General features: G+C 53.0%; 22 protein-coding genes. 16 read left to right on the top strand and 6 right to left on the bottom strand.

Annotation, left to right across the window (positions count from 1 at the left end; all coding sequences use genetic code 11):
* Positions 1-663, top strand: a 663-nt coding sequence (locus AC06ND_RS08915) for a glycosyltransferase family protein (RefSeq protein ID WP_475678631.1), incomplete at its 5' end; no start/stop codon positions are given.
* A 3-nt stretch (positions 664-666) separates the two neighbouring features.
* Positions 667-1,488 carry a lysostaphin resistance A-like protein gene (locus AC06ND_RS08920; RefSeq protein ID WP_475678632.1) on the top strand — a complete coding sequence of 274 codons (822 nt, stop codon included), beginning with the start codon at positions 667-669 and terminating at the stop codon, positions 1,486-1,488.
* Here AC06ND_RS08920 and AC06ND_RS08925 read toward each other — a convergent pair.
* Positions 1,438-2,196, bottom strand: a complete 759-nt coding sequence (locus AC06ND_RS08925) for a nucleotidyltransferase family protein (protein ID WP_475678633.1) — start codon at positions 2,194-2,196, stop codon at positions 1,438-1,440. The genes AC06ND_RS08920 and AC06ND_RS08925 overlap by 51 nt on opposite strands.
* Positions 2,193-3,596, bottom strand: coding sequence for a RapZ C-terminal domain-containing protein (locus tag AC06ND_RS08930; RefSeq protein WP_475678634.1), 1,404 nt, complete (start codon positions 3,594-3,596; stop codon positions 2,193-2,195). The genes AC06ND_RS08925 and AC06ND_RS08930 overlap by 4 nt, the downstream gene beginning before the upstream one ends.
* 62 nt (positions 3,597-3,658) lie before the next feature.
* Here AC06ND_RS08930 and AC06ND_RS08935 point away from each other — a divergent pair, with 62 nt between their 5' ends.
* The 4 genes from AC06ND_RS08935 to AC06ND_RS08950 are packed head-to-tail and all read left to right on the top strand — an operon-like array spanning position 3,659 to position 9,678.
* Positions 3,659-5,149: a nicotinate phosphoribosyltransferase gene (locus AC06ND_RS08935; RefSeq protein ID WP_475678635.1), complete on the top strand. Its 1,491-nt coding sequence runs from the start codon at positions 3,659-3,661 to the stop codon at positions 5,147-5,149.
* A gap of 3 nt (positions 5,150-5,152) precedes the next feature.
* A complete protein-coding gene (locus tag AC06ND_RS08940; protein ID WP_475678636.1) occupies positions 5,153-5,740 on the top strand; it encodes a cysteine hydrolase family protein in 588 nt (195 codons plus the stop codon).
* A complete protein-coding gene (locus AC06ND_RS08945) occupies positions 5,741-8,605 on the top strand; it encodes a putative porin (RefSeq protein ID WP_475678637.1) in 2,865 nt (954 codons plus the stop codon).
* A 5-nt stretch (positions 8,606-8,610) separates the two neighbouring features.
* Positions 8,611-9,678, top strand: a complete 1,068-nt coding sequence (locus tag AC06ND_RS08950) for a transglycosylase SLT domain-containing protein (RefSeq protein WP_475678638.1) — start codon at positions 8,611-8,613, stop codon at positions 9,676-9,678.
* A 1-nt stretch (position 9,679) separates the two neighbouring features.
* Here AC06ND_RS08950 and AC06ND_RS08955 read toward each other — a convergent pair whose 3' ends face one another.
* Positions 9,680-10,846: an ABC transporter permease gene (locus AC06ND_RS08955; protein ID WP_475678639.1), complete on the bottom strand. Its 1,167-nt coding sequence runs from the start codon at positions 10,844-10,846 to the stop codon at positions 9,680-9,682.
* Positions 10,847-10,898: 52 nt separating this feature from the next.
* Here AC06ND_RS08955 and AC06ND_RS08960 point away from each other — a divergent pair, with 52 nt between their 5' ends.
* Entirely contained in the window at positions 10,899-11,885 is a 987-nt protein-coding gene (locus tag AC06ND_RS08960; RefSeq protein ID WP_475678640.1) for a transporter, read from the top strand.
* On the opposite strand, the gene AC06ND_RS08965 is transcribed toward AC06ND_RS08960, so the two are convergent.
* Genes AC06ND_RS08965 through AC06ND_RS08975 form a run of 3 tightly spaced genes read right to left on the bottom strand, consistent with a single transcriptional unit; the run spans position 11,847 to position 14,537 of the window.
* On the bottom strand, positions 11,847-12,755 hold the full coding sequence (locus tag AC06ND_RS08965) for a hypothetical protein (RefSeq protein ID WP_475678641.1): 909 nt from the start codon (positions 12,753-12,755) through the stop codon (positions 11,847-11,849). The two genes, AC06ND_RS08960 and AC06ND_RS08965, sit on opposite strands and share 39 nt — an antisense overlap.
* Positions 12,755-14,080, bottom strand: coding sequence for a methyltransferase RsmF C-terminal domain-like protein (locus AC06ND_RS08970; protein ID WP_475678642.1), 1,326 nt, complete (start codon positions 14,078-14,080; stop codon positions 12,755-12,757). The genes AC06ND_RS08965 and AC06ND_RS08970 overlap by 1 nt, the downstream gene beginning before the upstream one ends.
* A gap of 1 nt (position 14,081) precedes the next feature.
* A complete protein-coding gene (locus tag AC06ND_RS08975) occupies positions 14,082-14,537 on the bottom strand; it encodes a hypothetical protein (RefSeq protein ID WP_475678643.1) in 456 nt (151 codons plus the stop codon).
* A gap of 44 nt (positions 14,538-14,581) precedes the next feature.
* Here AC06ND_RS08975 and AC06ND_RS08980 point away from each other — a divergent pair, with 44 nt between their 5' ends.
* From AC06ND_RS08980 to AC06ND_RS09020, 9 genes are all read left to right on the top strand, one after another.
* A complete protein-coding gene (locus AC06ND_RS08980) occupies positions 14,582-15,193 on the top strand; it encodes an NUDIX hydrolase (protein WP_475678644.1) in 612 nt (203 codons plus the stop codon).
* Positions 15,194-15,285: 92 nt separating this feature from the next.
* On the top strand, positions 15,286-16,335 hold the full coding sequence (gene queA, locus AC06ND_RS08985) for a tRNA preQ1(34) S-adenosylmethionine ribosyltransferase-isomerase QueA (protein WP_475678645.1): 1,050 nt from the start codon (positions 15,286-15,288) through the stop codon (positions 16,333-16,335).
* 102 nt (positions 16,336-16,437) lie between these two features.
* On the top strand, positions 16,438-17,601 hold the full coding sequence (gene dprA / locus AC06ND_RS08990) for a DNA-processing protein DprA (RefSeq protein ID WP_475678646.1): 1,164 nt from the start codon (positions 16,438-16,440) through the stop codon (positions 17,599-17,601).
* A gap of 18 nt (positions 17,602-17,619) precedes the next feature.
* Positions 17,620-18,381, top strand: a complete 762-nt coding sequence (locus tag AC06ND_RS08995; protein ID WP_475678647.1) for a TatD family hydrolase — start codon at positions 17,620-17,622, stop codon at positions 18,379-18,381.
* A complete protein-coding gene (locus tag AC06ND_RS09000) occupies positions 18,381-19,433 on the top strand; it encodes an asparaginase (protein ID WP_475678658.1) in 1,053 nt (350 codons plus the stop codon). Before AC06ND_RS08995 ends, AC06ND_RS09000 begins: the two co-directional genes overlap by 1 nt.
* Positions 19,434-19,556: 123 nt before the next feature.
* A complete protein-coding gene (locus AC06ND_RS09005) occupies positions 19,557-20,348 on the top strand; it encodes a MotA/TolQ/ExbB proton channel family protein (protein ID WP_475678648.1) in 792 nt (263 codons plus the stop codon).
* 9 nt (positions 20,349-20,357) lie between these two features.
* Positions 20,358-20,807, top strand: a complete 450-nt coding sequence (locus AC06ND_RS09010) for a hypothetical protein (protein ID WP_475678649.1) — start codon at positions 20,358-20,360, stop codon at positions 20,805-20,807.
* Positions 20,808-20,818: 11 nt separating this feature from the next.
* Complete coding sequence (locus tag AC06ND_RS09015; protein WP_475678650.1) at positions 20,819-21,397, top strand: ExbD/TolR family protein; 579 nt, start codon at positions 20,819-20,821, stop codon at positions 21,395-21,397.
* 13 nt (positions 21,398-21,410) lie between these two features.
* Positions 21,411-21,881 carry an ExbD/TolR family protein gene (locus AC06ND_RS09020; RefSeq protein ID WP_475678651.1) on the top strand — a complete coding sequence of 157 codons (471 nt, stop codon included), beginning with the start codon at positions 21,411-21,413 and terminating at the stop codon, positions 21,879-21,881.
* The last annotated feature ends 84 nt before the right edge of the window (positions 21,882-21,965 follow it).

Here is a 21,965-nt window from a genome sequence, read left to right on the forward strand (position 1 = left end):
CCTTCACAGTTCACCCTCAACCCAGAGCGCCAGAAGCCATGGGGAACCGCACACGCCGTGCTTATGGCAAAGGACGTCATCAAGGAGCCTTTCGCAGTCATCAACGGTGACGACTACTATGGCAAGGACTCTTTCAAGATCCTCGGCGAGTGGCTCAAGGCACACGAGGACAGCAAGGGCGTATACAGCATCGTCGGCTTCCAGCTCGAGAACACCCTCTCCGAGTCAGGCGGAGTATCTCGCGGAATCTGCTCGTATGACGCAGAGCAGCACCTCACCGACGTCGTGGAGCACCACAACATCATGGTAGAGGCTGACGGCGTCGTTCGCGGCGACAACTCTGCGACCGGCGAACACGTTGAGCTCAAGGGCAAGGACCTCTGCTCGATGAACATGTGGGGTTTCACCCCTGACTACTTCCAGTTCAGCGAGGATCTCTTCGTGAAGTTCCTTGAGGAGAACAGCCAGGAGCTCAAGAAGGAATACTATATCCCATACGTGGTGGATACCATGGTAAAGCAGGGCAAGGGCCGTTGTGACGTGCTCTCCACCCCGTCAAGGTGGTTCGGAGTGACCTTCAAGGAGGATCGTCCAGGCGTCGTTGCCAAGTTCCAGGAATTCGCCGACAAGGGTGTCTATCCTACTCCACTCTACGAGAAATAGCCTATGGTAAGCATAGGAAGAAGACTTTTCTGGATAGTGCTCTGGTTCGTTGCCGGAGCACTTATCGCAAATATACTCGGTGCGATCCTCGGTATAGTCTACGGCCAGGATTTCCTCGCATCGTACGGCAATCTCATCGTCTACCCGCTGATGTTCATCCCGGCCATGCTCTACAACTACAAGGCAAGCCGCAGCGGAAAGTTCTTCCCCGACGGGATGGACCTGGACAATGACAACTTCTACCCTCTCGGTTTCGCGAAGGCAGCGGCGACAGTTTCGCTGGCTACCATAGCATGCGCCTTCATCGTGGAGCCATCGGTATTCCTCCTCCCGGAGATGCCTGAATTCCTGAAGAAAGCCCTTGAAAGCCTGCTCGACGCCCCGCTCTGGGTAACTCTTCTCAGCGTCTCAGTATTTGCACCTTTCTTCGAGGAATGGCTCTGTAGAGGCACCGTGCTCAGGGGCCTGCTGTGCAGGATGAAACCGGCGTACGCAATAGCCCTTTCTGCCCTTTTCTTCGCACTGATCCACCTGAACCCATGGCAGGGTATCCCGGCCTTCGCCCTCGGATGCCTCTTCGGATGGGTGTACTACAAGACCGGTTCGCTCAAGCTCACCATGCTCATGCACTGCGTGAACAACACCATGAGCGCACTTCTTTCACGCGTCCCAGGATTCGAAGACGCAGAAAGCTTCATGGATGTATTCAGCAACAACTGGCATTACGCAGTCGTGTATGTGGCATTCGTGATTGCGATCGTCCTCTGCGTGAAGCTACTTGGACAGATCGACGAGAAAGCTCTCCGCAACGGCGAGAGTATCTGATTTGCCGACATCGACCATCCTAAGGTCGTCTGGAACATAGCCGCGGATGACGTGGTCCGCAGCAGCTTCGAGATAGAAGTCCATGATCGGAAACACTCCGTCATGGGCTTTTCTCTTTTCCATCAGGTCGAATACCTGGTCGGACATGCAGTGGATGCCGGAGAACGCGAGCTTCCTGCATGCGTCGGGATCAAGATCCTTGAACGGACTCTTCACCTCCCCCGTCTTGACGTTGGTCCATCCCACGAGCCGCATCTGATCGTCGAAGAGAAGGTAGCGGCTGGTCTGCCTCTCGCTCACGACGAGGGTTGCGAGCGAATCCTCCCTGACTGAGGCCTCGAAGGCCTTCAGATCCAGATTGGATAGGATGTCGACATTGTGGACGAGGAAATGGCCCGAGCCTTCAAGATATCTGCGGGCATGCAATATACCGCCGCCGGTATCGAGAAGAAGCGCGGTCTCATCGGAAATATGGATTCCCTTTCCGGGCTGGTTGCTGACGCCTTCATTCGCAGCGATATGGTCAACGATCTGGGACGCGAAGTGGTGGACGTTTACCGTGATGTCGTCATATCCTGCCGCAGAGAGCCTGTCGAGAACATGGCGCAGGAGCGGTTTCCCGGATACCGGGACCATGGCCTTGGGCATGGTGTCGGTGAGCGGCTTGAGCCTGGTCCCGAGGCCGGCCGCAAATATCATAGCCTTCATAGAACCCTCTCTATCCCTCTTTCCCGGTGCACTAGTCTCACTATGACGCGCTCTCCATATTTCTCCTTGAAATGGGCAGCGACATGCTCGGCGCAATAGACGGAGCGGTGCTGTCCGCCGGTGCATCCGAAGAACACGGAGAGATGGTTGAATCCTCTCACGAGGAAGCAGTCCGCGTGTCTGTCCACGACTGCGCACACATCGCCTATGAACTGCTGAACCTCGCCATTTGCCTCGAGGAAATCGATTACCGGCTGATCCAGTCCGGTCAGGTGTTTGTACTCCTCATAGCGTCCGGGATTATGCATTCCACGGCAGTCGAACACATATCCGCCGCCATTCCCGGAGATGTCGTCAGGAATGCCTTTCTTGTATGAGAAACTCATCACGTCTATCGCGAGCATGCCTTCGGCAAGGCCCTCCGGAATGCGTGCGACAGGCTTCTCCGCCCGACGGCTTTCAACCAGACGTCTGAGAACGCTGACAAGGTAAGGATACTTTCCTGCAGGGATGGTGTCCAGAATATCGGAGAGATTCTTCATCGCGAAAGGAATGCTCTCGATGAAATGAGGTTTCTTCTCGTGGAGTCCGCGGAAGCCATAGGCGCCAAGGACCTGAAGTGTCCTGAAGAACACGAAGAGGCGGAGATTCTCGCGGAACGCGCCCTCATCTATAGGCATGATTGACTTCAGGGCTTCGATATAGGTCGCGACTAGTTCCTCCTTGAAATCGTCCGGAAAGGCCGCCTTGGCCTGCCACACGAAGGACGCCAGATCGTACTGGAGAGGTCCTTTCCTACCGCCCTGGAAGTCGATGAACCAAGGCTGGGAATCTCGTACCATGACATTCCTCGACTGGAAGTCACGGTACATGAAGCTGTCCGAAGGAACCTTGAGGAGGTCTGCGCAGAGCATCTCGAGATCGTCCTGGAGGAGCATCTCGTCGAATTCTATTCCGCAGAGCTTGAGGAAGCAATACTTGAAATAGTTCAGGTCGAACATCACGGAGCGGCTGTCGAATTCCTTGACCGGATAGCACACATCGAAGTCAAGCCCCTCTGCTCCCTTTACCTGGATGGCGGGGAGCGCGGCAACTGCCCTCTTGACCATATCCCTGTCCGCCAGGCAGGAGAAAAGGCTCTTGTCGCCAAGATCTTCCTGAAGGTAGCTCAGTCCGTCACCGCTGACTCCAAACACCTCCGGGACATTGATTCCCTTGGTCTTGAAATGCTTTGCAAAAGCGATGAAAGCACGGTTTTCCGCCGCGTCGGTACCCTTCACGCCTACTGCCGAAACACCGGCAGCAGAGAGTCGCCAGTAGCGTCTGTTGCTACCGGCAGCAGTGAGTGGTTCAATTTTCTCCGGACTTTGTCCGAATTTCGCTCTGAAGAGTTCTTCCATGCCGACAAATTTAAGTCCTTTTAAGGAAAATCGCTATATTTGTGAGTTTTAAACCGACAATCATGATGTTGAAAGATATAGCATATTGCTCTGACAAGTACCAGTATACGATGGGAAAGTCATTCTATGACTCAGGCAAGAAGGACAAGATGTCCATCTTCAACCTCTTCTACAGGAAAGCTCCGGAGAACAACAACTGGGCTGTGGTATCTGGTACCGACGAGGTACTCGAGATGGTCGAGAGCCTCGGAGGCAAGGAGCCCGCCTTCTTCGAGAAGTTCCTTCCAGGTCCTGAGTATGCTGAGTTCAGGGAATATCTCTCGAACATGAAGTTCACCGGAAACATCTATGCGATGCGCGAGGGTGAGATCGTGTTCCCTAACCAGCCTATCATCATCGTCGAGGCACCGCTCATCGAGGCGCAGGTGCTCGAGACACCGATGCTCTGCATCATGAACCACCAGATGGCCGTGGCCACCAAGGCGTCCCGCGTATGCCGCGCTACCAACCATCCTGTCAGCGAGTTCGGATCGCGCCGTGCCCATGGACCTTGGGCTGCGATCTATGGTGCCAAGGCCGCAATCATCGCCGGCTGCGCGAACACCTCGAACATCCTCACCGGTTCGATCTTCGACTGCGGAAGCACTGGAACCATGGCCCACAGCTACGTGACATCGTTCGGATGCACCGTACAGGGTGAGTTCACTGCCTTCGACACATACATCAAGACCCACCAGGGCGAGCCTCTGATCATGCTCATCGACACCTATGACACGCTGAAGTGCGGCGTGCTCAACGCCATCCGCGCATTCAAGGCCAACGGCATCGACGACAGCTATGCGAAGGGCTACGGCGTGCGTCTGGACAGCGGTGACCTCGCCTACCTCTCGATCGAAGTCAGAAGGATACTCGACGAGAACGGTCTCGGCGGATGCAAGATCTTCGCGACGAACTCCCTCGACGAGTACCTCATCACAGACCTCGAGCGTCAGGGTGCAAGGATAGACTCATACGGAGTGGGTGACGCCATCGCCACCAGCAAGGCGGCACCATGCTTCGGCAACGTATACAAGCTCGTAGAGATCGACGGCCAGGCCGTGATGAAGATGTCCGAGGACAGGATCAAGACCATCAACCCTGGTTTCCAGATCACATACCGTCTCAGCAAGCACTACGAGAAGGAGGGTGAGATCTTCAAGACCGACGTCACCTGTCTCAGAGGCGACAGGCTCACCCAGGCCATCGAAGCCGGTGAGGAAATCACCGTATGCGACGAGTTCGACCGCTACAAGTACAAGACCTTCGCAAAGGGAGAGTATACGGCAAAGGCTCTCCAGGTCAAGGTCATGGAGAACGGAAAGCGCTGCGTTCCTTACCACAGCCTCGAGGAGAAGAGGCTCTACTACAAGGATAACCTCAGCAAGCTCAGCCCTAGCGAGAGACGTCTGATCAACCCTCACTACTACAAGGTGGACATCTCAGACGACCTCTACAACAAGAAGAACGAGATCATGAGCCATCTCGTGAAGGAAATTAACAACTTCAGTCTCTAGGATATGAAAAGAGATCCGGCAATCGTAGTCGTCGACATGCTCTACGACTTCATCGACGGCAGCCTCGCCTGCCTCAACGCAGAGAGCGCTGTAGCCAATACCGTCAAGTTCATCGAAGGGACCTCATGCGAGGGTGACAAGGACGTCGAGATTCTCGACACCTGTCCTGTGCTCTTCATCCGTGACCACCATCCGGCAGACCACTCCTCATTCAAGGAGTTCGGCGGAATCTGGCCGCCTCACTGCGTCCAGGGCACACGTGGAGCGGAGATCCATGAAGCCCTCACTGGTTTCGTGGACGAGGACCTCACCTTCGACAAGGGCTGCGACAAGGCAGTCGAGCAGTACTCCGGATATGACGGAGTTAACGAAGCCGGCCAGTCTCTCGGGGAGATACTCGAGCTCATGGACACCAAGAATGTCTATGTGTGCGGAATCGCAACCGAGTATTGCGTGAGAAACACCTGTGAGGACCTTCTCAAGGCAGGGTACACCGTACATCTGCTCGCAGACTGTCTCGCATACGTAAATGAAGCCGATCACCTCAAGGCTCTTGAGGAAATGAAGGCTGAAGGAATCATCGTGGAATAAATGAAAGCTTGGGTCAGTAGGATACTTGCACCGGCCGTCCTGGTCGCAGCCGCTGCCGTCCAGTCCTTCGGAGTGGACGCCGGCAGGGCTTTGCGCCTGCAGTCCTTCCTGACAGCGGAAGCTTCAGTCCAGGAACCCGACAGCCTCGAGTTCAAGCCTCTCGAAAGGCCGGCTCTCAGTCACGAGGACTCGATCACGATGCTGAGGGCAGACAGCCTGAGGATGTCCAGGGACAGATTCTATATCGATTCGGTCAGGGCACAGATCGACAGCTTCGGATACGACTATCTCGACTCGAGCACCCTTGCGCGTCTGGACAGTCTGGAAACTATCTATGCCGAGCCTGTATTCAACCCGGCCGACACCATCCGCATCCCAGACAGCCTCGAATTCAAGGATCCGTTCAAGTACAAGTACTACATCGCCATCAAGGACACCGCGACCCTGCGTCACACCAGGGACTCGCTGCGTGCAATTCCTGATTCGATAGAGCTCGCCAAGCTCGACTCGCTCTATTTCAAGGACTCCACCGAGGTAGCCCTCTGGAAGGAGATGGTATACTACAACAGCCTCTCACGCCAGGAGCGTAAGAGATACGATGCAGAGAAGGCTCTTCCGGGCAAGATCCACAGGATAGACAGCATACTGAACAGGAAGGACAGCATCAAGGCATACAAGGACAGCGTCAAGGAAGCGACACCTCGTATCCTCGACACGTATGTGGTCCCCGACTCGCTCCAGTACAAGAGATTGCTCCTGTGGACCCATGTCCCTGCAGTCAATGAGGTGAAGCTCCAGAAGGTCGACACTTCGTACAACTACAACTTCTACGACTACCCGTTCTACAAGGAGGACGTGGAGGTCACCTATCTCGGAATATCCGGTTCGGCAGTACAGAACAACAACTTCTTCAAGCGTCACGAAGAGGACAACGTTCCGTTCTACTCGCCTTACCAGGTTTACTCATACTCTCCTTCGACCCTCCCGCAGTACAACACTAAGACTCCTTTCACCGAGCTCTGCTACTGGGGAACGCTCTTCACCAACGCAAAGAAGGAGGAATCCAACATCAGGGTAAGAACCACCCAGAACATCACTCCTAACCTCAACCTCCACCTCGAGTACCATCGCTACGGTGGCAAGGGTCTCCTCCAGAACGAGGCAACTGACAACCGTACGGCAGTGGTTTCGACCAACTACGTGGGCAAGAGGTATCTCATGCATGCCGGCTACATCTACAACAAGGTCGGCAGGAACGAGAACGGCGGTGCAGTGGACCAGGTGGGAGACTTCAACTGGATCAAGGATACCACGGTCACCGACGTCAGGGAAATCGACGTATACCTGACCAAGGCCAGCAGCCTGATGAAGAAGCACACCTTCTTCCTCGACCAGAGCTATAGGATTCCTTTCAGCTTCCTCGCAGGAAGGAAGGAGCGCAAGGCTGAGAAGATATACAAGGACAGCCTGATGACCTACGGAGACAGCCTTGAAATCGCAGAATATCTCGAATGGGAGGCTGAGCAGATCAATCCTATCGACACCATGTACAAGGACGTGACCAGCGCCTTCTTCGGTCACAGCTCCGAACTGAGCATGTTCAGGAGGACCTATGGTGACGAAATCGGAATGAACGATACCCATGGAAGGGAGTTCTATGAACATTATTTCCTGCATCCTACGACGAGCGCGGACTCGATGAGGGTAATGCGTCTTGACAATAAGGTCTACATGCGTCTCCAGCCGTGGAAGGCCGACGGAATCGTCTCGAAGATCGACGTCGGAATCGGAGATAAGCTCAACCAGTTCTACGACTTCAATCCGGACAGCTACCTCGGAGGTAAGAGCAATGTCCTCCACAACAATGTATATGCTTACGCCGGAGTCCAGGGACAGTTCCGCAAGTACATCCATTGGGACGCAGATGGACAGTACACCTTCCTCGGTCATGAGCTCAACGATTTCAGCGTAGGTGCGAACCTCGACCTGAACTTCTATCCTTTCCGCAGGCACAAGGACAGTCCGCTGAACCTCAATGCACATTTCGAGACCTCGCTCAAGGAGCCTGCGTTCTACGAGCAGCATGTGCATACCAACCATTTCTTCTGGGACAACGACTTCAGGAAGATCTCCACGACCAAGGTTCAGGCAGGTCTCGAGATTCCGAGATGGAAGCTTGAGGCGGGCTTCGGCTATGCCATGCTCACCAACAACATCTACTACGACAACAAGGCCATCGTCAATCAGAACACTGAGCTGATGAGCATAATCACGGCTACGCTCCGCAAGGATTTCAGTCTGTGGAGGATTCTCCACCTGGACAACAGCGCGCTCCTTCAGTTCTCTTCGAAGCCTGACGTGGTCCCTCTCCCTCTGCTCTCGCTCAACCTCAGATATTACCTCCAGTTCGACGTGGTGAAAGACGTGATGCAGATGCAGATCGGAGCGAACGCATTCTTCACGACTAAATGGCATACGCCGGGTTACAACCCTGTGCTGGGAGTGTTCTACAACCAGGACGAGGCAGAATACGGAAATTGCCCTTACATCGACGCATTCGTGAACGTGCAGTGGAAGAATGCCTGCGTGTTCCTCAAGGTGGTGAACGTGAACATGGGCCAACCTTTCGACAAGACTGACTATTTCAGCGCCCACCATTATATCAAGCCTGTGCGAGCCTTCAAGTTCGGTATCTACTGGCCATTCTACGTTCATCCGGGTTCAGGCCACTCACATGACCACGGTTCAGGAACTACCGGTTCAGGCAGCAATCACGGTGGCGGAAATGCTGGCGGAGGAAACCGAGGTGGCGGTAATCGAGGTGGCAGCGGACCAGGAGGAATGGCAAGACTCACCAACAGATAACAAACATGAAGCTGGCGTTTCCCCTAAAGACCGCGTTATGCACTTTGCTGATGCTCGCGATATGCCATCCATGCTGCAGGAACATGGACGACATGGAGGAAGACGGCCACAGCTACAAGGGAGAACACCTGCGCTGCGCCATCGCTCTTGGCAGCAGTCTCCAGGAATCGCTCAAATACGGACTCAACTATGAGATACTCCAGGACTTCGCCGAGGCGGAGGGTTGCGAGATAGAGATAGTCATGATCAATGACTCTACCGACTATGCAGATTCGCTCAGAAAGGGAGTCTTCGACATAGTGGCCCTGCGAACCGGAAGAGATTCTCTGGACTTTGAAGGAGTGGATTTCTCCTGGAGCTACGACGGAGTCCATGCCCTTGCCGTGGCAGATGACCGATACACGGCACTAGGCGAAATCAACAGGCGTCTTTTCCAGATCGTTTCATCAGGCCAGTACGAGGAGATGGAGAAGATGTTCAAGGTAGGATATGACCCTTTCAGAAGGGCTGAGACAGGAATCACATCCAAGCACCTGAGCCCGTACGACACCATCATCAAGAAGTACGCAAAGGAACTCGGATGGGACTGGAGAATGCTCGCCGCCCTGATCTACAAGGAATCGAAGTTCACGATCAACAATGTCTCATTCCGTGGTGCCGTGGGCCTTATGCAGGTACGGCCTAGCACTGCCGCAGCCTACGGAATCCATAACCTGCTGGATCCCGAACAGAACATCAAGGCAGGTACGGCGAACATCAAGATAATCCAGGACAGGTACTTCTCCGCCGAGGAATTCACTTTGGAAGAAAAGGAGAAGTTCACTCTGGCAGCGTACAATGCCGGTGTCGGCAGAATAGCGGACTGCCGCCGCCTTGCGGCAAGCATGGGCAAGAGCAGCTATGTGTGGGAAGACGTCAAGTCAGTCATTCCATTCATGAGCGACACCGAGCTGCTGGACACAACTGACGTCGTCCAGTACGGACATTTCAGCGGAGTCGAGACCATCGCATACATAGATGACGTGAAGAACGTCTACGACGCCTTCTGCACTATCTGTCCAAGTTCCAAGTAAATCAATTGACCCTTACGGTATCAGCAGGATCGACCTTAGAGATGAAGAGGGTCGGCACGAGCAACAGCGCCATGATTGCTGCGTATGAGATCACGTCAGCAGCGAGAACCACTCCTATGTTCAGGTGAACTGGGACGAAGGAAACGAAATAGTTCTGCGGAGGAAGCTTGAGAAGATGAGTCGCAGACTGGATCACACAGAAAAGAATCGCGAGCAGGTTACCTGCAAGCATTCCCTTGAGCACGATCTTGGACGAGCTGATGAGAAAGACCTTGCTGATGTCCTTGTCCTTCATTCCGAGGGCCTTCAGAAGTCCTATGGTCGAGATGTTCTCGAAGAGCATTATCAGGAGGCCTGAGATCATGTTGAACCCAGCCACTATGGTCATCAGAATGAGGATGAACACGACGTTGAAATCTATGAGGTCAAGCCAGTCGAACATCTGAGGATAGGAAGAGATTGAGGAACTTGCATAGACCGTATCATCGTCCTCCGACAGGTAGCTTGAGGATATAAACCCTATCTCCTGCTCGATCTCGGAGAGCATCCTCTTGGTCCTTAGGGCAGGATGGACCTTGATCTCGAACGCGGTGATTTCGTCCTCCGCCCATCCGTTGAGCCTTTGGAGGTCTTCCATTGAAGCTATCACCACCAGCTTGTCCTGGCTGTCCACGAGACCGTCATAGAGCGAGGCCACATGGAACTTCCTGGCCTTGACCCTGTCTGCGATGAAATAGGTGGTCATGTCATCTCCGACCTCCAATCCGAGCATGGTCGATAGACGACGAGGGATGCTGACGGCGAGACTTCCCGTATCTGCGGGGTTCTCTACGCCCTTGAAGAGCACGCCGTGGATGTTTTCCTCATGTCGGATCAGGCCAGCGCGATAGATGACGGGATTGACGGACTGGACCTGGGGAAGCTTCTCGATGTGTGGGAGATAATCCGGATTCCTGCCTATGCTGGTGGTCTCACTGATGTAGTCCTGATTGATGGGAATAAGCTGCACGTCACCGCTGATATCGCTGATGCCATTGCGGATCTCAGTCCTGAATCCGGAGCTGACGGCTACGGCTATTATCATCACGAGGAAACTCACAGCAACACATACCATTGCCAGACGGCCCTTGGTACTGATTTTTCCTGCTATGAATCCTGATGCTCCCATTAGTTGCAAAGTTATGTAAAAATAGCCATCTTTGCTGCCCCAAAAGCCAAAAATGACCAAGCTGATCCAGTTCTTGAAGACATGGATGCTCCCCATATCCATTACTACAGGCATTCTCCTATACCTGCTGTACCGTGTCATTGGCTTTCTCCATCCCGCCGGTCCCTTTCTGGCAGCAGCGATTTCCAAGCTTCAGCCGACCCTGCTCTTCTTCATGCTCTTTCTCTCCTTCAGCAAGATTTCGCCGAAGCAGCTGAGGTTCAGGAAATGGCATATATGGCTACTGATGATTCAGGCCGGTCTTTTCATAGGTCTTGCTCTGCTGATGGCAGTCCTTCCGGAATTCCAGTGGAAGGTCGTGATCGAAGCCGCCATGCTCTGTCTCATATGTCCTACCGCCACCGCTGCGGCAGTCGTCACCGACAGGCTCGGAGGTGAGATGGCCGGTCTGATCTGCTACCTCGTGCTGATCAACCTCGTGGTGGCCATCATCGTCCCGCTTTTCGTACCGATGATACATCCTGCTGCAGGAATGTCCTTTATCGCGGCTTCTGCGCTCATCATCGCGAAGGTGTTCCCTACCCTCATATGCCCGGCCCTGCTTGCCTGGGCCATCCAGTGGATTTCGCCTGAGCTGAACGCAAAGATAGTCAGTCGCAAGGACGCCGCCTTCAACATCTGGGCAGTATCGCTTTGTCTGGCAATTCTTATGACGACGAGGGCAATCTTCAACAGCAACACTCCTTTTGCCGTTCTCTGCGGCATAGCAATAGCATCGCTGATCACCTGCGTATTCCAGTTCTGGGCCGGAAGGAAGATAGGAAAGAGATATGGCGACAAGGTCACCACCTGTCAGGCTCTCGGCCAGAAGAACACCGTGTTCGCAATCTGGATGGGATACACCTTCATGGACCCTGTCAGCTCGGTAGCCGGCGGGTTCTACAGCATCTGGCACAACGTATTCAACAGCTGGCAGATGTACAGGAAGCAGCAGGAGGAACTAATTGAGCGCGGCGAGACGGGCCTTGGCAGAGATTGATTCCGCCTCGGTTCCGTATTTCACCATATATGGAAGATACTTCTTCTGGAGCTTGGCATCCTTTGCATTGACTGCCATGGTGCAGCAGTTCTTGATAGCAGGATAATAGTCCGGTGTCGCCTTGAGTATCTTGTCATAGTACTTCATGGCCTTCTTATTATCCTTCTTCACCACATAGTATGAGCCGAGGTCGGAAAGGAACTCAGGGTTGTTCTTGTCTGTAAGGAGCATCTTCTCCGCAATTGTCTTGAACGACTCGCGGGACTTGTCCGTAGCTATTCCGAAGAGGGTGCCGCAGTATTCCTGGATCACCTGATCAAAGAAGGCCTTGTCCACCTCTGCCTCAGGATAGGTCCATGAATGTTTCTTTGAGTTCCACTCATCGATGAGCGAAAGAAGGAATGATGTTGTCATGTCCGGGCTGTCGGTCTCGTAGGCAAGGAGGGCTGTAGCCTTGTCTATCCTCAGGTCGAGCCTCTCCGGATAGAGCTTGATCGCCTTCTCTATGCTTCTCATGGCATCCCCGAAGACTTCGTCATCGAAGACAGGAACCTGGAAATAGTACCTGTTGGTACCGGTGCTGTCCTTGAGCGTGAGTATAGGATCGAGGCCAAGGTGCTTCTTGCTGTCGGTATCGACGACCTTGTGATCTCTCGACTTCTCGAAGTACATCTGGAAGCGTGCCACGAGCATGTCCACGTCCGTAGAGTCGACCTGGGCCCACTTGTCAAGTATGCCCTCCACACCGACTCCGGAATGGCCCAGCCTTGCGACCAGCCTCTCGTAACGTGCCTTGTATTCTTCTGCTGTCTGTGCGAACATCTGGAAAGAGACCAGTGCCGCCATGATGACCATGAGTATTCTCTTCATTACTTTATATCCATTCTTATCCTCCTCGACTGAGGATGGAGGTTGTTAGTCCTGTTCCCGAGGTTCTTCACGAAGCCCAGCGGAACGTTCTTGTATGTAAGCAGAACGATGCCCTTCGGAGCATCCGCAAGCGTGATTGCATCCTTATGAAGGAAAGCGAGTGCTGTCGGTTTATCGATAGCAGCCTCTGCGAAGGCCCCCCTGCGAAGCGCGATGCAGAGAGCGAGATCCTCGTCCGGCACGAGGTCATTGCCCTTGATCTGTCCCACTGCCGTGCCTGACGACAGAAGCGGCATAGTCGAAGCGATATGGTCGACAAGATCTGCGATGACCGTCGGAACTGCTATCACCATGTCTCCCTTGCGCCTGACATTGACCGGACAATCGAAAAGCGCGCTGACCATCTTCTGCGCGGCGTCGGCCTTCTGCGGCTTGCCCTTGCGAAGCTCGACAGCCTCATCACCGTCCTTGACCATGGTTGCGCAATACTGGCCTTCGCCGGGGACAAAACCTGGAACCAGGCTCTTCGAGGACAGTTTCTTCGCTCCGAGTTCCTGACATATCCATTCGACGTTGCCGTCATTCTCATATCGGTTGAAGGTGCAGGTCGAATATACCATCACACCCCCGCCAGAAAGCGCTGGCCAGACATCTGCGATGATGCGGCGCTGACGTTCCTCACAAAGTTTCACGTTGTCAGGAGACCACTGGGCGAGCGCCTCCTCGTCCTTTCGGAACATGCCTTCTCCTGAGCATGGTACGTCTGCGACTATGATGTCGAAGAAGGCCTTCAGGTTCGCGAATGCCTTCGGATCCACGCTAGTGACGATGACGTTAGGATCGCCCCATCTGCCGACATTGTCAGCGAGGACTGTGGCCCTTGTCTTCATGACTTCGTTGGCGACCAGAAGGAATGAATCTCCGAAAGCAGCCCTGAGGCTGGCAGCGAGATCCGTCGTCTTTCCGCCCGGCGCTGCACAAAGGTCAAGCACACGGACCGGACGGTTCAGGCCTTCGAAACGTCCGAGGATATCACGGACTGCCTGACCGACATACATGGCGGAAGAATCCTGCACGTAGTATACTCCTGCATGGAATAGCGGATGAAGGGTGAACACCGGCCTCTCCTTGAGGAGATAGCCGAAACTGCTCCACTCCACCGATGAGGCGCCGTCAAGGATAGGGAGATGCACGCCCTCGCACTTCGACGGATTCAGACGGACCGACACGGACGCCGGCTCGTCCAAAGCAGCCTTGACGACGTCTATGCTGTTCTCGCCAATTGCCTCGGAGAGATACCTGAGAAATTCTTCCCTAAGTTCCATACTACCTATTCATGTTCTTGAGCATCTCGGGATCGACACCCTCCGGCATCCTGCCCTCCGATACAGCTACAAGGCCGTCGACTATCTTGTCGAGACCTTCCTGGATCTTCTTGCCAAGCATCATCTTCATCATGAAGTTCAGGTCTGCTGACACCTCGATGCTGAACTGGGTCTTGTCTGCTGGACCAGCCGCACCGAAATTGAGTCCGACCTTGAAGGCGATAGGAGAATTGCCCCAGTCGATGAGCTCTATATATGAATAAGGTACTCTCTGATTAACCTTTGCTCCGATGGTGAAGCCCTGGGCTGTCACCGTGATGGTGTCATAGTCAGCCTCTATCATATCCCTCTTGTCCTCGGGAACCATCTGCGAGAAGTTCCTCATGTCAACGAACGACATGTAAAGCTCGAAAGGAGCCTTGGACACTATGCCTGTCTTGCTTTTATAATTTTCCATATTGCTTATTATCTTTGCGGTGAAATGCAAATATAGCAAATTCCATGCACAAGATATACTTCGAGAAACGAGCCGTCATCATCTGCCACCCGGACGACCAGGCTCTGAGCGATCCGAACGCAGTCACCTTCCACCTTGGAGAGCGTTTCGACATGTGCGCGCTGGTCGGCATGGTGCTAAGGTCAGACTCGCTTTTCCGAGTTTACATCCCTGCGGAGGATGTCGATGCCGCATACAAGAGGATATGCGCGGAGTTTGTCGAAGTCACAGCCGGCGGCGGCCTTGTTTCCAACCGCAGGGGCGACTATCTTCTCATAAGCAGAAACGGCCTCTGGGACCTCCCGAAGGGGCATCTCGAGCCTGGAGAAGACATCAGGGAATGTTCATTGCGCGAGGTGCAGGAAGAAACCGGAGTGGATGAGCTCCAGCTCAGGGATCTCATCTGCATCACAGACCACTGCTATCTCAGGAACGGGATGTGGCATCTCAAGCATACCTGGTGGTATGACATGCTCTACACCAACCCGACCGACCTGACCCCTCAGACAGAGGAGGATATCGCAAAAGCCGCATGGGTTGCAAAATCGAGTCTCCCGCCTTTCCTGAAGAACACATACCCTTCGATACAGGAAGTTTTCAAAGAAGCAAAGGTTTAGTGAAACAAAATTCGTTTCCGTACGTATAATATTTAGTTTTTCTCCGCTCAACGGAGTCAGAAACGGCTAAACCTTAAAGAATTAGAAAAAAAATGAAACTCTCACAGTTCCAGTTCGAGCTTCCTCAGGAGAAGATCGCCACAGAGCCTCCAAGATGGAGGGACGAGTGCAAGCTCATGATCCTTCACAAGGACACAGGCGAAATCGAGCACAAGCTTTTCAAGAATATCATCGAGTATTTCGGCAAGGGCGACACCTTCGTATTCAACGACACAAAGGTATTCCCAGCTCGACTCAACGGAAACAAGGAGAAGACCGGCGCCAACATCGAGGTGAGCCTCCTCAGGGAGCTCAACAAGGAGCAGCGCCTCTGGGACGTGATCGTAGACCCTGCCAGGAAGATAAGAATTGGCAATAAGCTCTATTTCGGCGAGGACGAGAGTCTCGTTGCCGAGGTGATAGACAACACCACCTCACGCGGACGTACCCTCCGTTTCCTCTTCGACGGAAGCTACGAGGAGTTCAAGAGCACACTCTTCTCTCTCGGCAAGACCCCTGTACCAACTTGGGTGAAGCCAGAGCCAGAGCCGGAGGATGCCGAGAACTATCAGACCATCTACGCAGCTAACGAGGGTGCAGTGGCAGCCCCTGCAGCGGGTCTCCACTTCAGCCGGGAGCTCTTCAACAGAATGATCCTCAAGGATATCGAGAAGGCATTCATCACCCTCCACATGGGTATCGGCCACTTCCGTAGCGTTGACGTCGAGGACCTCTCGAAGCACAAGATGGACTCTGAAAGGCTCATCATCACTCCAGAGACCGCAAAGAAGATCAACGATGCAAAGCATGCTGGCCATCAGGTAGTAGGCGTCGGAGTCACCGTCATGAGAGGTCTCGAGACCTATGTGACCACCAACGGAGACGTGAATGCATACGACGGATGGACCAACAAGTTCATCTTCCCTCCTTACAAGTTCGCTGTGCCTACGGCAGTCATCTCGAACTTCCACCGTCCCGGTTCTACCATGCTCATGTCGGTTGCAGCCTTCGGAGGTTTCGACAATGTGATGAAGGCATACCAGACCGCTCTCGAGCAGGACTACAAGTTCGGTCCTTATGGAGACGCCCTCCTCATCCTCTAAAAAAATGAATTTGCTCTGAAAAAATGCAAATCTTCATAGACCGAGCCCCTTGGAAGCAATTCCGAGGGGCTTTTTCGTATCTTCACCATCAGCAAAAAGACGATGGAGATGGGAAGATTTGACGAGACGGTATGTCATTGTGCACTCAACAGGATTTTCGGCTTCGAGCCCAGGATAGCATTGGCTCTAATTGACACGCTCGGTTCGGCGTCAGCCGTATTCGAGCTGAGCCGGTCGGGGCTGGACGAGATACTTGGACCCTTCAGCAAGCACAGGGAAGACATCTGCTTCCGGGCACTGGAGCAGGCCGCGGACGAGCTGAACATGCTGGATGCGAAAGGATGTCACTTCCTGCCATACTCGAGCAAGGATTTCCCGGCCCTGCTGAAGGAATGTGAGGATCCTCCGGTCGGCTTATATTACAAAGGTATATCCAAGCCGGACGAAATCTTCGGGAACCTCAACTCAATCGCAGTGGTGGGGACGAGGGACATCTCGACCTATGGCAGCGAATGGTGCGAGAGGATAGTCAAGGGGATCGCAGGAAGCGGCTCACGCCCCACCATAGTCAGCGGGCTGGCTCTGGGCACGGACATCGCAGCCCACCGGGCAGCTCTTGCGGAAGGTGTTCCGACCATAGCGGTAATGGCCACGGGAATAGACGAGATCTACCCATACAGGCACACCAAGGAGGCTGAGATCATGGCCTCGACTCCGAACTGCGCCCTCGTGACGGACTATCCTCCAGGGACCGCGCCCCTGCAGGTGAACTTCCTCAGGAGGAACCGCATCATAGCTGGCATGTGCCGGGCTACCATACTGATTGAATCCAAGTTCAGAGGAGGGGGTATGATGACGGCAAACCTGGCCTTTTCCTACGGAAGGGAGGTCTATGCCCTGCCTGGCAGGATAGACGATATCCGTTCGCAGGGATGCAACCATCTCATCAGAGGCAGGATTGCAGAAGCGATCAGCAGCGAGATCGAGCTGGGAAAGAGTCTCGGACTTGAGATCCGGCGCTCCCGGAGAAGGGATATCATATTGGAGGCAAGACGCCTTTACGAGTCGTCAATGGGCCAGGAGACGACGTCGAAGCTGCTTTCCATTATAGAAACAATAGGAAAGAACAGGGGTATAGACGTGGAAGACATAGCCTCCGCCTGCGGAATCAGTTACCAGGAGGTTCTGGAAAGCGTCACCATGATGGAAGCGGACGGCCTGATCTCGATGGATATGCTCCGTAGATGTTCGTTAAATCTGAAATAATGATTAGATTTGTAGGGTATGATCGATACCCATTGCCACCTATACGACGAAGCCTTCTCAGGAGAGGAAGATGCAGCAGTTGAGCGTGCCGTCGCCGCCGGAGTCACAAAGCTTGTGCTTCCGGACATCGACAGCAGGTCTCGCGATGCCATGTTCGCATTGGCAGGACGCCATCCAGGCGTTGCGTTCCCATGTCTGGGTCTCCATCCGACAGAGGTCAACGCTTCATGGAAGGAAGAATATTCCACCATGGAGAGATGGATGGGGGAAAAGATATATGCAATTGGCGAGATCGGCCTCGACTTCTATTGGTCGCGCGAATTCGTTGCAGAGCAGGAAGAGGTGCTCGGACTGCAGCTGGACCTCGCCAGCCGGATGGACCTTCCTGTGATAATCCACAACAGAGAAGCCACGGAAGCCATATTATCGATCATCAAGAAACACAATCACAGCAATCTCAGGGGCGTATTCCATGCCTTCACCGGCAGTATCGAGACCTTTAGGGAAATCCAGAGGCTCGGCGACTGGTACGTGGGCATAGGAGGAGTCGTCACTTTCAAGAAAGCATCCATAGGAGAGACTGTGAAGGATATTCCGCTCGGGCGCATCCTGCTCGAGACGGACTGCCCGTACCTCACTCCGGTTCCCCACAGAGGCGAGAGAAACGAGAGCAGCTACATACCTTTCATAGCGTCCAAGATCGCCCTCCAGCAGGGTATCTCAGTCGAAGAGGTGGATGCAGTGACGAGCGAGAACGCCCGTAAACTTTTCAATATATGATGACAAGCAGCTTTGAGGGGAACAAGGCTTCCCTGCTCATGATCTACACGGGAGGCACGATAGGAATGAAACAGGATCCTGTCAGCCAGACCCTGCGTCCTTTCGATTTCAGCCAGATTCTCGAGGAAGTGCCCGAACTCGCCAAGTTCGCCTACAGGATAGACGCCGAATCCTTCGACCCTATCATAGACTCTTCTGACATAGAACCTGCGACATGGAAGCTCATCGCCCAGACCATAGAAAAGGGCTATGACGAATACGACGGATTCGTCGTCCTACACGGCACCGATACCATGGCCTATTCGGCATCCGTACTCAGCTTCATGATTGAAGGTCTCACCAAACCGGTGGTATTCACAGGAAGCCAGCTTCCTATCGGCATGCCGAGGACGGACGGAAAGGAGAATCTCATCTCCGCGGTCGAAATCGCCGCATCGAAGGACGAGAACGGGCATGCAATCATTCCCGAGGTTTGCATTTGTTTCGACAACAAGCTGATGCGAGGTAACCGCACGTCCAAGATGGACGCGGAGGAGTTCAAGGCTTTCCGCTCGCCGAATCTCCCGCTCCTCGCAGAGGCTGGAATCAACATCCGATACAACAACTCACTGATAATCAAGCCAAAAGATTGGAGCAAGCGTCCCACCTTCCATTATGAGCTCGACACCAGAGTCTCCATTCTGAAGATCCATCCGGGCATCACTCCTCAGGTCGTGAGGAACATCCTATGCGGACCGGAGACGAGATCTGTGATACTAGAGACCTATGGTTCCGGCAACGCGCCGTCCAGGACATGGTTCCTCGACATCGTGAAGGAAGCTGTCAGCATGGGCAAACTTCTGGTCAACGTCACCCAATGTGCGGCAGGTTCGGTCAACATGGCGATCTACGCAAACGGCAAGACTTTACTTGACTGCGGAGTGTGCAGCGGCTATGACAGCACTACCGAAAGCATGCTTGCAAAGCTCTTTTACCTGATGGGAAGATTCGACAGAAACGAGGAGGTCAAAGCCTTCCTCGAGTCATCAATAAGAGGAGAAATCTCCAAATAATTATTGTTGTTTGAAAATAAATTGCTAAATTGCACCGCTTTTAATACGGATTGCCACGTCCGTACGACAGGAAAATTATTGTAACAAACTAATACAGTATTAATTAAACACTCAAAAACAATTATGAAAAAAGTTTTCATGTTTTTGGCAGTTGCAGGCCTGATGGCCTTTTCTGCACAGTATGCAGCTGCTCAGGAGAATGACGAGGCTGCTCCAGCTGAGACCCAGCTTGTTGCCGATGAAGCTCCAGATGCTGCTATCGACCCATTCGCCGCAAAGTCAGATGTTCCTCTTCACCAGGCCATCAAGACTAAGTTCATCGAGGGTGGTGCAGGCTTCATGAGCCTCGTTATCATCTGCTTGATCATCGGTCTCGCTCTCGCAATCGAGAGAATCCTTTACCTCACTCTCTCTAAGACCAACACAACCAAGCTTCTTTCGAAGATTGAGAAGGCTCTTAAGGAGCAGGGTCCAGATGCAGCAAAGGAAATCTGCCGCAACACCCGTGGTCCTGTCGCAGCTATCTTCTATGAGGGCTTCGAGCACATCTCAGAGGGTATCGAGGTTGTTGAGAAGAAGATTGCTACCAACGGCTCTATCGAGATGAGCAAGATGGAGAACGGTCTCGGTTGGATCTCTCTCTTCATCGCCATCGCTCCTTCTCTCGGATTCTTGGGTACTGTCATCGGTATGATCCAGGCATTCGACGCAATCCAGGCAGCAGGTGATATCTCTCCTAACGTCGTTGCAGGTGGTATGAAGGTCGCTTTGATCACTACCGTTGCCGGTTTGATCGTTGCCGTTATCCTCCAGCTCTTCTACAACTACATCCTTTCACAGATTGATAGCCTTTCAATCGAGATGGAGAAGGCAGAGGATCAGCTCGTTAACATGCTTGTTAAATACGCAAAATAATTTCCAATAATGGCAAATCCTAACAAAAGGACTTACGCTAAAGTAGTCAAAATCGTAGAGTGGCTTCTCCTTGCGTGCTCAGTTGCTATCATCCTCTTCGGAGTTATCGGTGGATTCGAGAGCAACGGCGCAAAGGCGATCGACCTCATGCTCTACTGGGCGTATGCTCTCGTGGTGATCGCTCTCGTTGCGATTATCATCCTGGGTGTAGGTGCCAATGCTGCTAGAAGCAAGAAGTCTGCGATCTCTATCGTCGGCGTGCTTGTAGGAGTATGTGCACTCGTTGCCATTGCATACGTACTCGCTCCAGGTTCCGAGGCCATCGGACTTGTTGGTGAGCAGCCTAGCGCTACCACCCTCAAGCTTACTGATACCGTAATGAACCTTACTTACATCGCTGCATGCGCAGCAGTAGTATCAATCGTTGCAAGCGCTATCATCAACGCTATCCGCAAATAAGGTAGAAAGACATGGCTTCAAAGAAAACACCAGAAATCAATTCAAGCTCTACGGCGGACATCGCATTCCTCCTCCTGTGCTACTTCCTCATGACTACTACCATGGGTTCACAGGCTGGTCTTCAGCGTCGTCTTCCTCCTATGCCTGATCCTAACCAGAAGGTTGAGGACCAGAAGGTAAACCGTAGAAACATCTTCATCGTCAGAATCAACTCTAGCGATAGACTGCTTGCTGGTAATGAGGCTATTGATGTCAGCCAGTTGAAAGAAAAGACCAAGGAGTTCCTCTCAAACCCTAACAACGATCCTAACCTTCCAGAGAAGTCTGAGGTTGATATCGAGGGTTACGGCAAGTATATGGTTTCTAAGGGCGTTATCTCCCTCCAGAACGACCGTGGTACCAGCTACCAGGCATATATCGCCGTACAGAACGAGCTTGTAAAGGCCGTTAACGAACTTCGTGATGATTTTGCATACAACAACTACGGTAAGAGGTATGCAAGTCTTTCAGAGGAAAAACAGGAAATCGTCCGCAAGGCTATCCCTCAGAACATCTCAGAGGCAGAGCCTAAGGATATCACCAAGAAATAAGGAGGATTAAGAAATGTCAAAATTCAAAAAAGGCGGTAAGAAAGCCGTTCCAGCAGGAAGTACATCTTCTCTCTCCGATATCGTCTTCATGCTCCTGTTCTTCTTCATGGTAACCACTCAGATGCGTGAGACCGAGAACAAGGTTCAGGTCAAGCTCCCTGAGGCTAGTGAGGTTGCCAAGCTTGAGAGAAAGGATCTGTCTTCATACATCAATATCGGATCACCTGTGAGACATCTCCAGGCACAGTACGGTACCGATGCACGAATCCAGCTCAACGACTCTTTCAAGACTGTAGACGACATCCGTGACTTCATTGCTGCTGAGCGCGATGCTATGAGCGAGGCAGACAGACAGTTTATGACAGTATCAATCCGCGCAGACGAAAACGTCCGCATGGGTATCGTAACAGATGTTAAGCAGGAGCTCCGTAGGTGCTCAGCGCTTAAGATCATGTACGCTGCAAGAAAGGTAACTGAAGAGTAAACTCGACTATATTAAAAATAGGGTGGCCCAAAAGGTCACCCTATTTTTTTGTTAGTCAATATTGATTAAATTTGCCGAGTTAAA

It is taken from the genome of Candidatus Cryptobacteroides sp. (assembly GCF_056207615.1).

What these genes read in the sequence shown, in the direction of transcription:
- AC06ND_RS08920 (WP_475678632.1), top strand. Translation starts at nt 667, where the DNA reads ATGGTAAGCATAGGAAGAAGACTTTTCTGGATAGTGCTCTGGTTCGTT.
- AC06ND_RS08925 (WP_475678633.1), bottom strand. Translation starts at nt 2,196, where the DNA reads ATGAAGGCTATGATATTTGCGGCCGGCCTCGGGACCAGGCTCAAGCCG.
- AC06ND_RS08930 (WP_475678634.1), bottom strand. Translation starts at nt 3,596, where the DNA reads ATGGAAGAACTCTTCAGAGCGAAATTCGGACAAAGTCCGGAGAAAATT.
- AC06ND_RS08935 (WP_475678635.1), top strand. Translation starts at nt 3,659, where the DNA reads ATGATGTTGAAAGATATAGCATATTGCTCTGACAAGTACCAGTATACG.
- AC06ND_RS08940 (WP_475678636.1), top strand. Translation starts at nt 5,153, where the DNA reads ATGAAAAGAGATCCGGCAATCGTAGTCGTCGACATGCTCTACGACTTC.
- AC06ND_RS08945 (WP_475678637.1), top strand. Translation starts at nt 5,741, where the DNA reads ATGAAAGCTTGGGTCAGTAGGATACTTGCACCGGCCGTCCTGGTCGCA.
- AC06ND_RS08950 (WP_475678638.1), top strand. Translation starts at nt 8,611, where the DNA reads ATGAAGCTGGCGTTTCCCCTAAAGACCGCGTTATGCACTTTGCTGATG.
- AC06ND_RS08955 (WP_475678639.1), bottom strand. Translation starts at nt 10,846, where the DNA reads ATGGGAGCATCAGGATTCATAGCAGGAAAAATCAGTACCAAGGGCCGT.
- AC06ND_RS08960 (WP_475678640.1), top strand. Translation starts at nt 10,899, where the DNA reads ATGACCAAGCTGATCCAGTTCTTGAAGACATGGATGCTCCCCATATCC.
- AC06ND_RS08965 (WP_475678641.1), bottom strand. Translation starts at nt 12,755, where the DNA reads ATGAAGAGAATACTCATGGTCATCATGGCGGCACTGGTCTCTTTCCAG.
- AC06ND_RS08970 (WP_475678642.1), bottom strand. Translation starts at nt 14,080, where the DNA reads ATGGAACTTAGGGAAGAATTTCTCAGGTATCTCTCCGAGGCAATTGGC.
- AC06ND_RS08975 (WP_475678643.1), bottom strand. Translation starts at nt 14,537, where the DNA reads ATGGAAAATTATAAAAGCAAGACAGGCATAGTGTCCAAGGCTCCTTTC.
- AC06ND_RS08980 (WP_475678644.1), top strand. Translation starts at nt 14,582, where the DNA reads ATGCACAAGATATACTTCGAGAAACGAGCCGTCATCATCTGCCACCCG.
- queA (WP_475678645.1), top strand. Translation starts at nt 15,286, where the DNA reads ATGAAACTCTCACAGTTCCAGTTCGAGCTTCCTCAGGAGAAGATCGCC.
- dprA (WP_475678646.1), top strand. Translation starts at nt 16,438, where the DNA reads ATGGAGATGGGAAGATTTGACGAGACGGTATGTCATTGTGCACTCAAC.
- AC06ND_RS08995 (WP_475678647.1), top strand. Translation starts at nt 17,620, where the DNA reads ATGATCGATACCCATTGCCACCTATACGACGAAGCCTTCTCAGGAGAG.
- AC06ND_RS09000 (WP_475678658.1), top strand. Translation starts at nt 18,381, where the DNA reads ATGACAAGCAGCTTTGAGGGGAACAAGGCTTCCCTGCTCATGATCTAC.
- AC06ND_RS09005 (WP_475678648.1), top strand. Translation starts at nt 19,557, where the DNA reads ATGAAAAAAGTTTTCATGTTTTTGGCAGTTGCAGGCCTGATGGCCTTT.
- AC06ND_RS09010 (WP_475678649.1), top strand. Translation starts at nt 20,358, where the DNA reads ATGGCAAATCCTAACAAAAGGACTTACGCTAAAGTAGTCAAAATCGTA.
- AC06ND_RS09015 (WP_475678650.1), top strand. Translation starts at nt 20,819, where the DNA reads ATGGCTTCAAAGAAAACACCAGAAATCAATTCAAGCTCTACGGCGGAC.
- AC06ND_RS09020 (WP_475678651.1), top strand. Translation starts at nt 21,411, where the DNA reads ATGTCAAAATTCAAAAAAGGCGGTAAGAAAGCCGTTCCAGCAGGAAGT.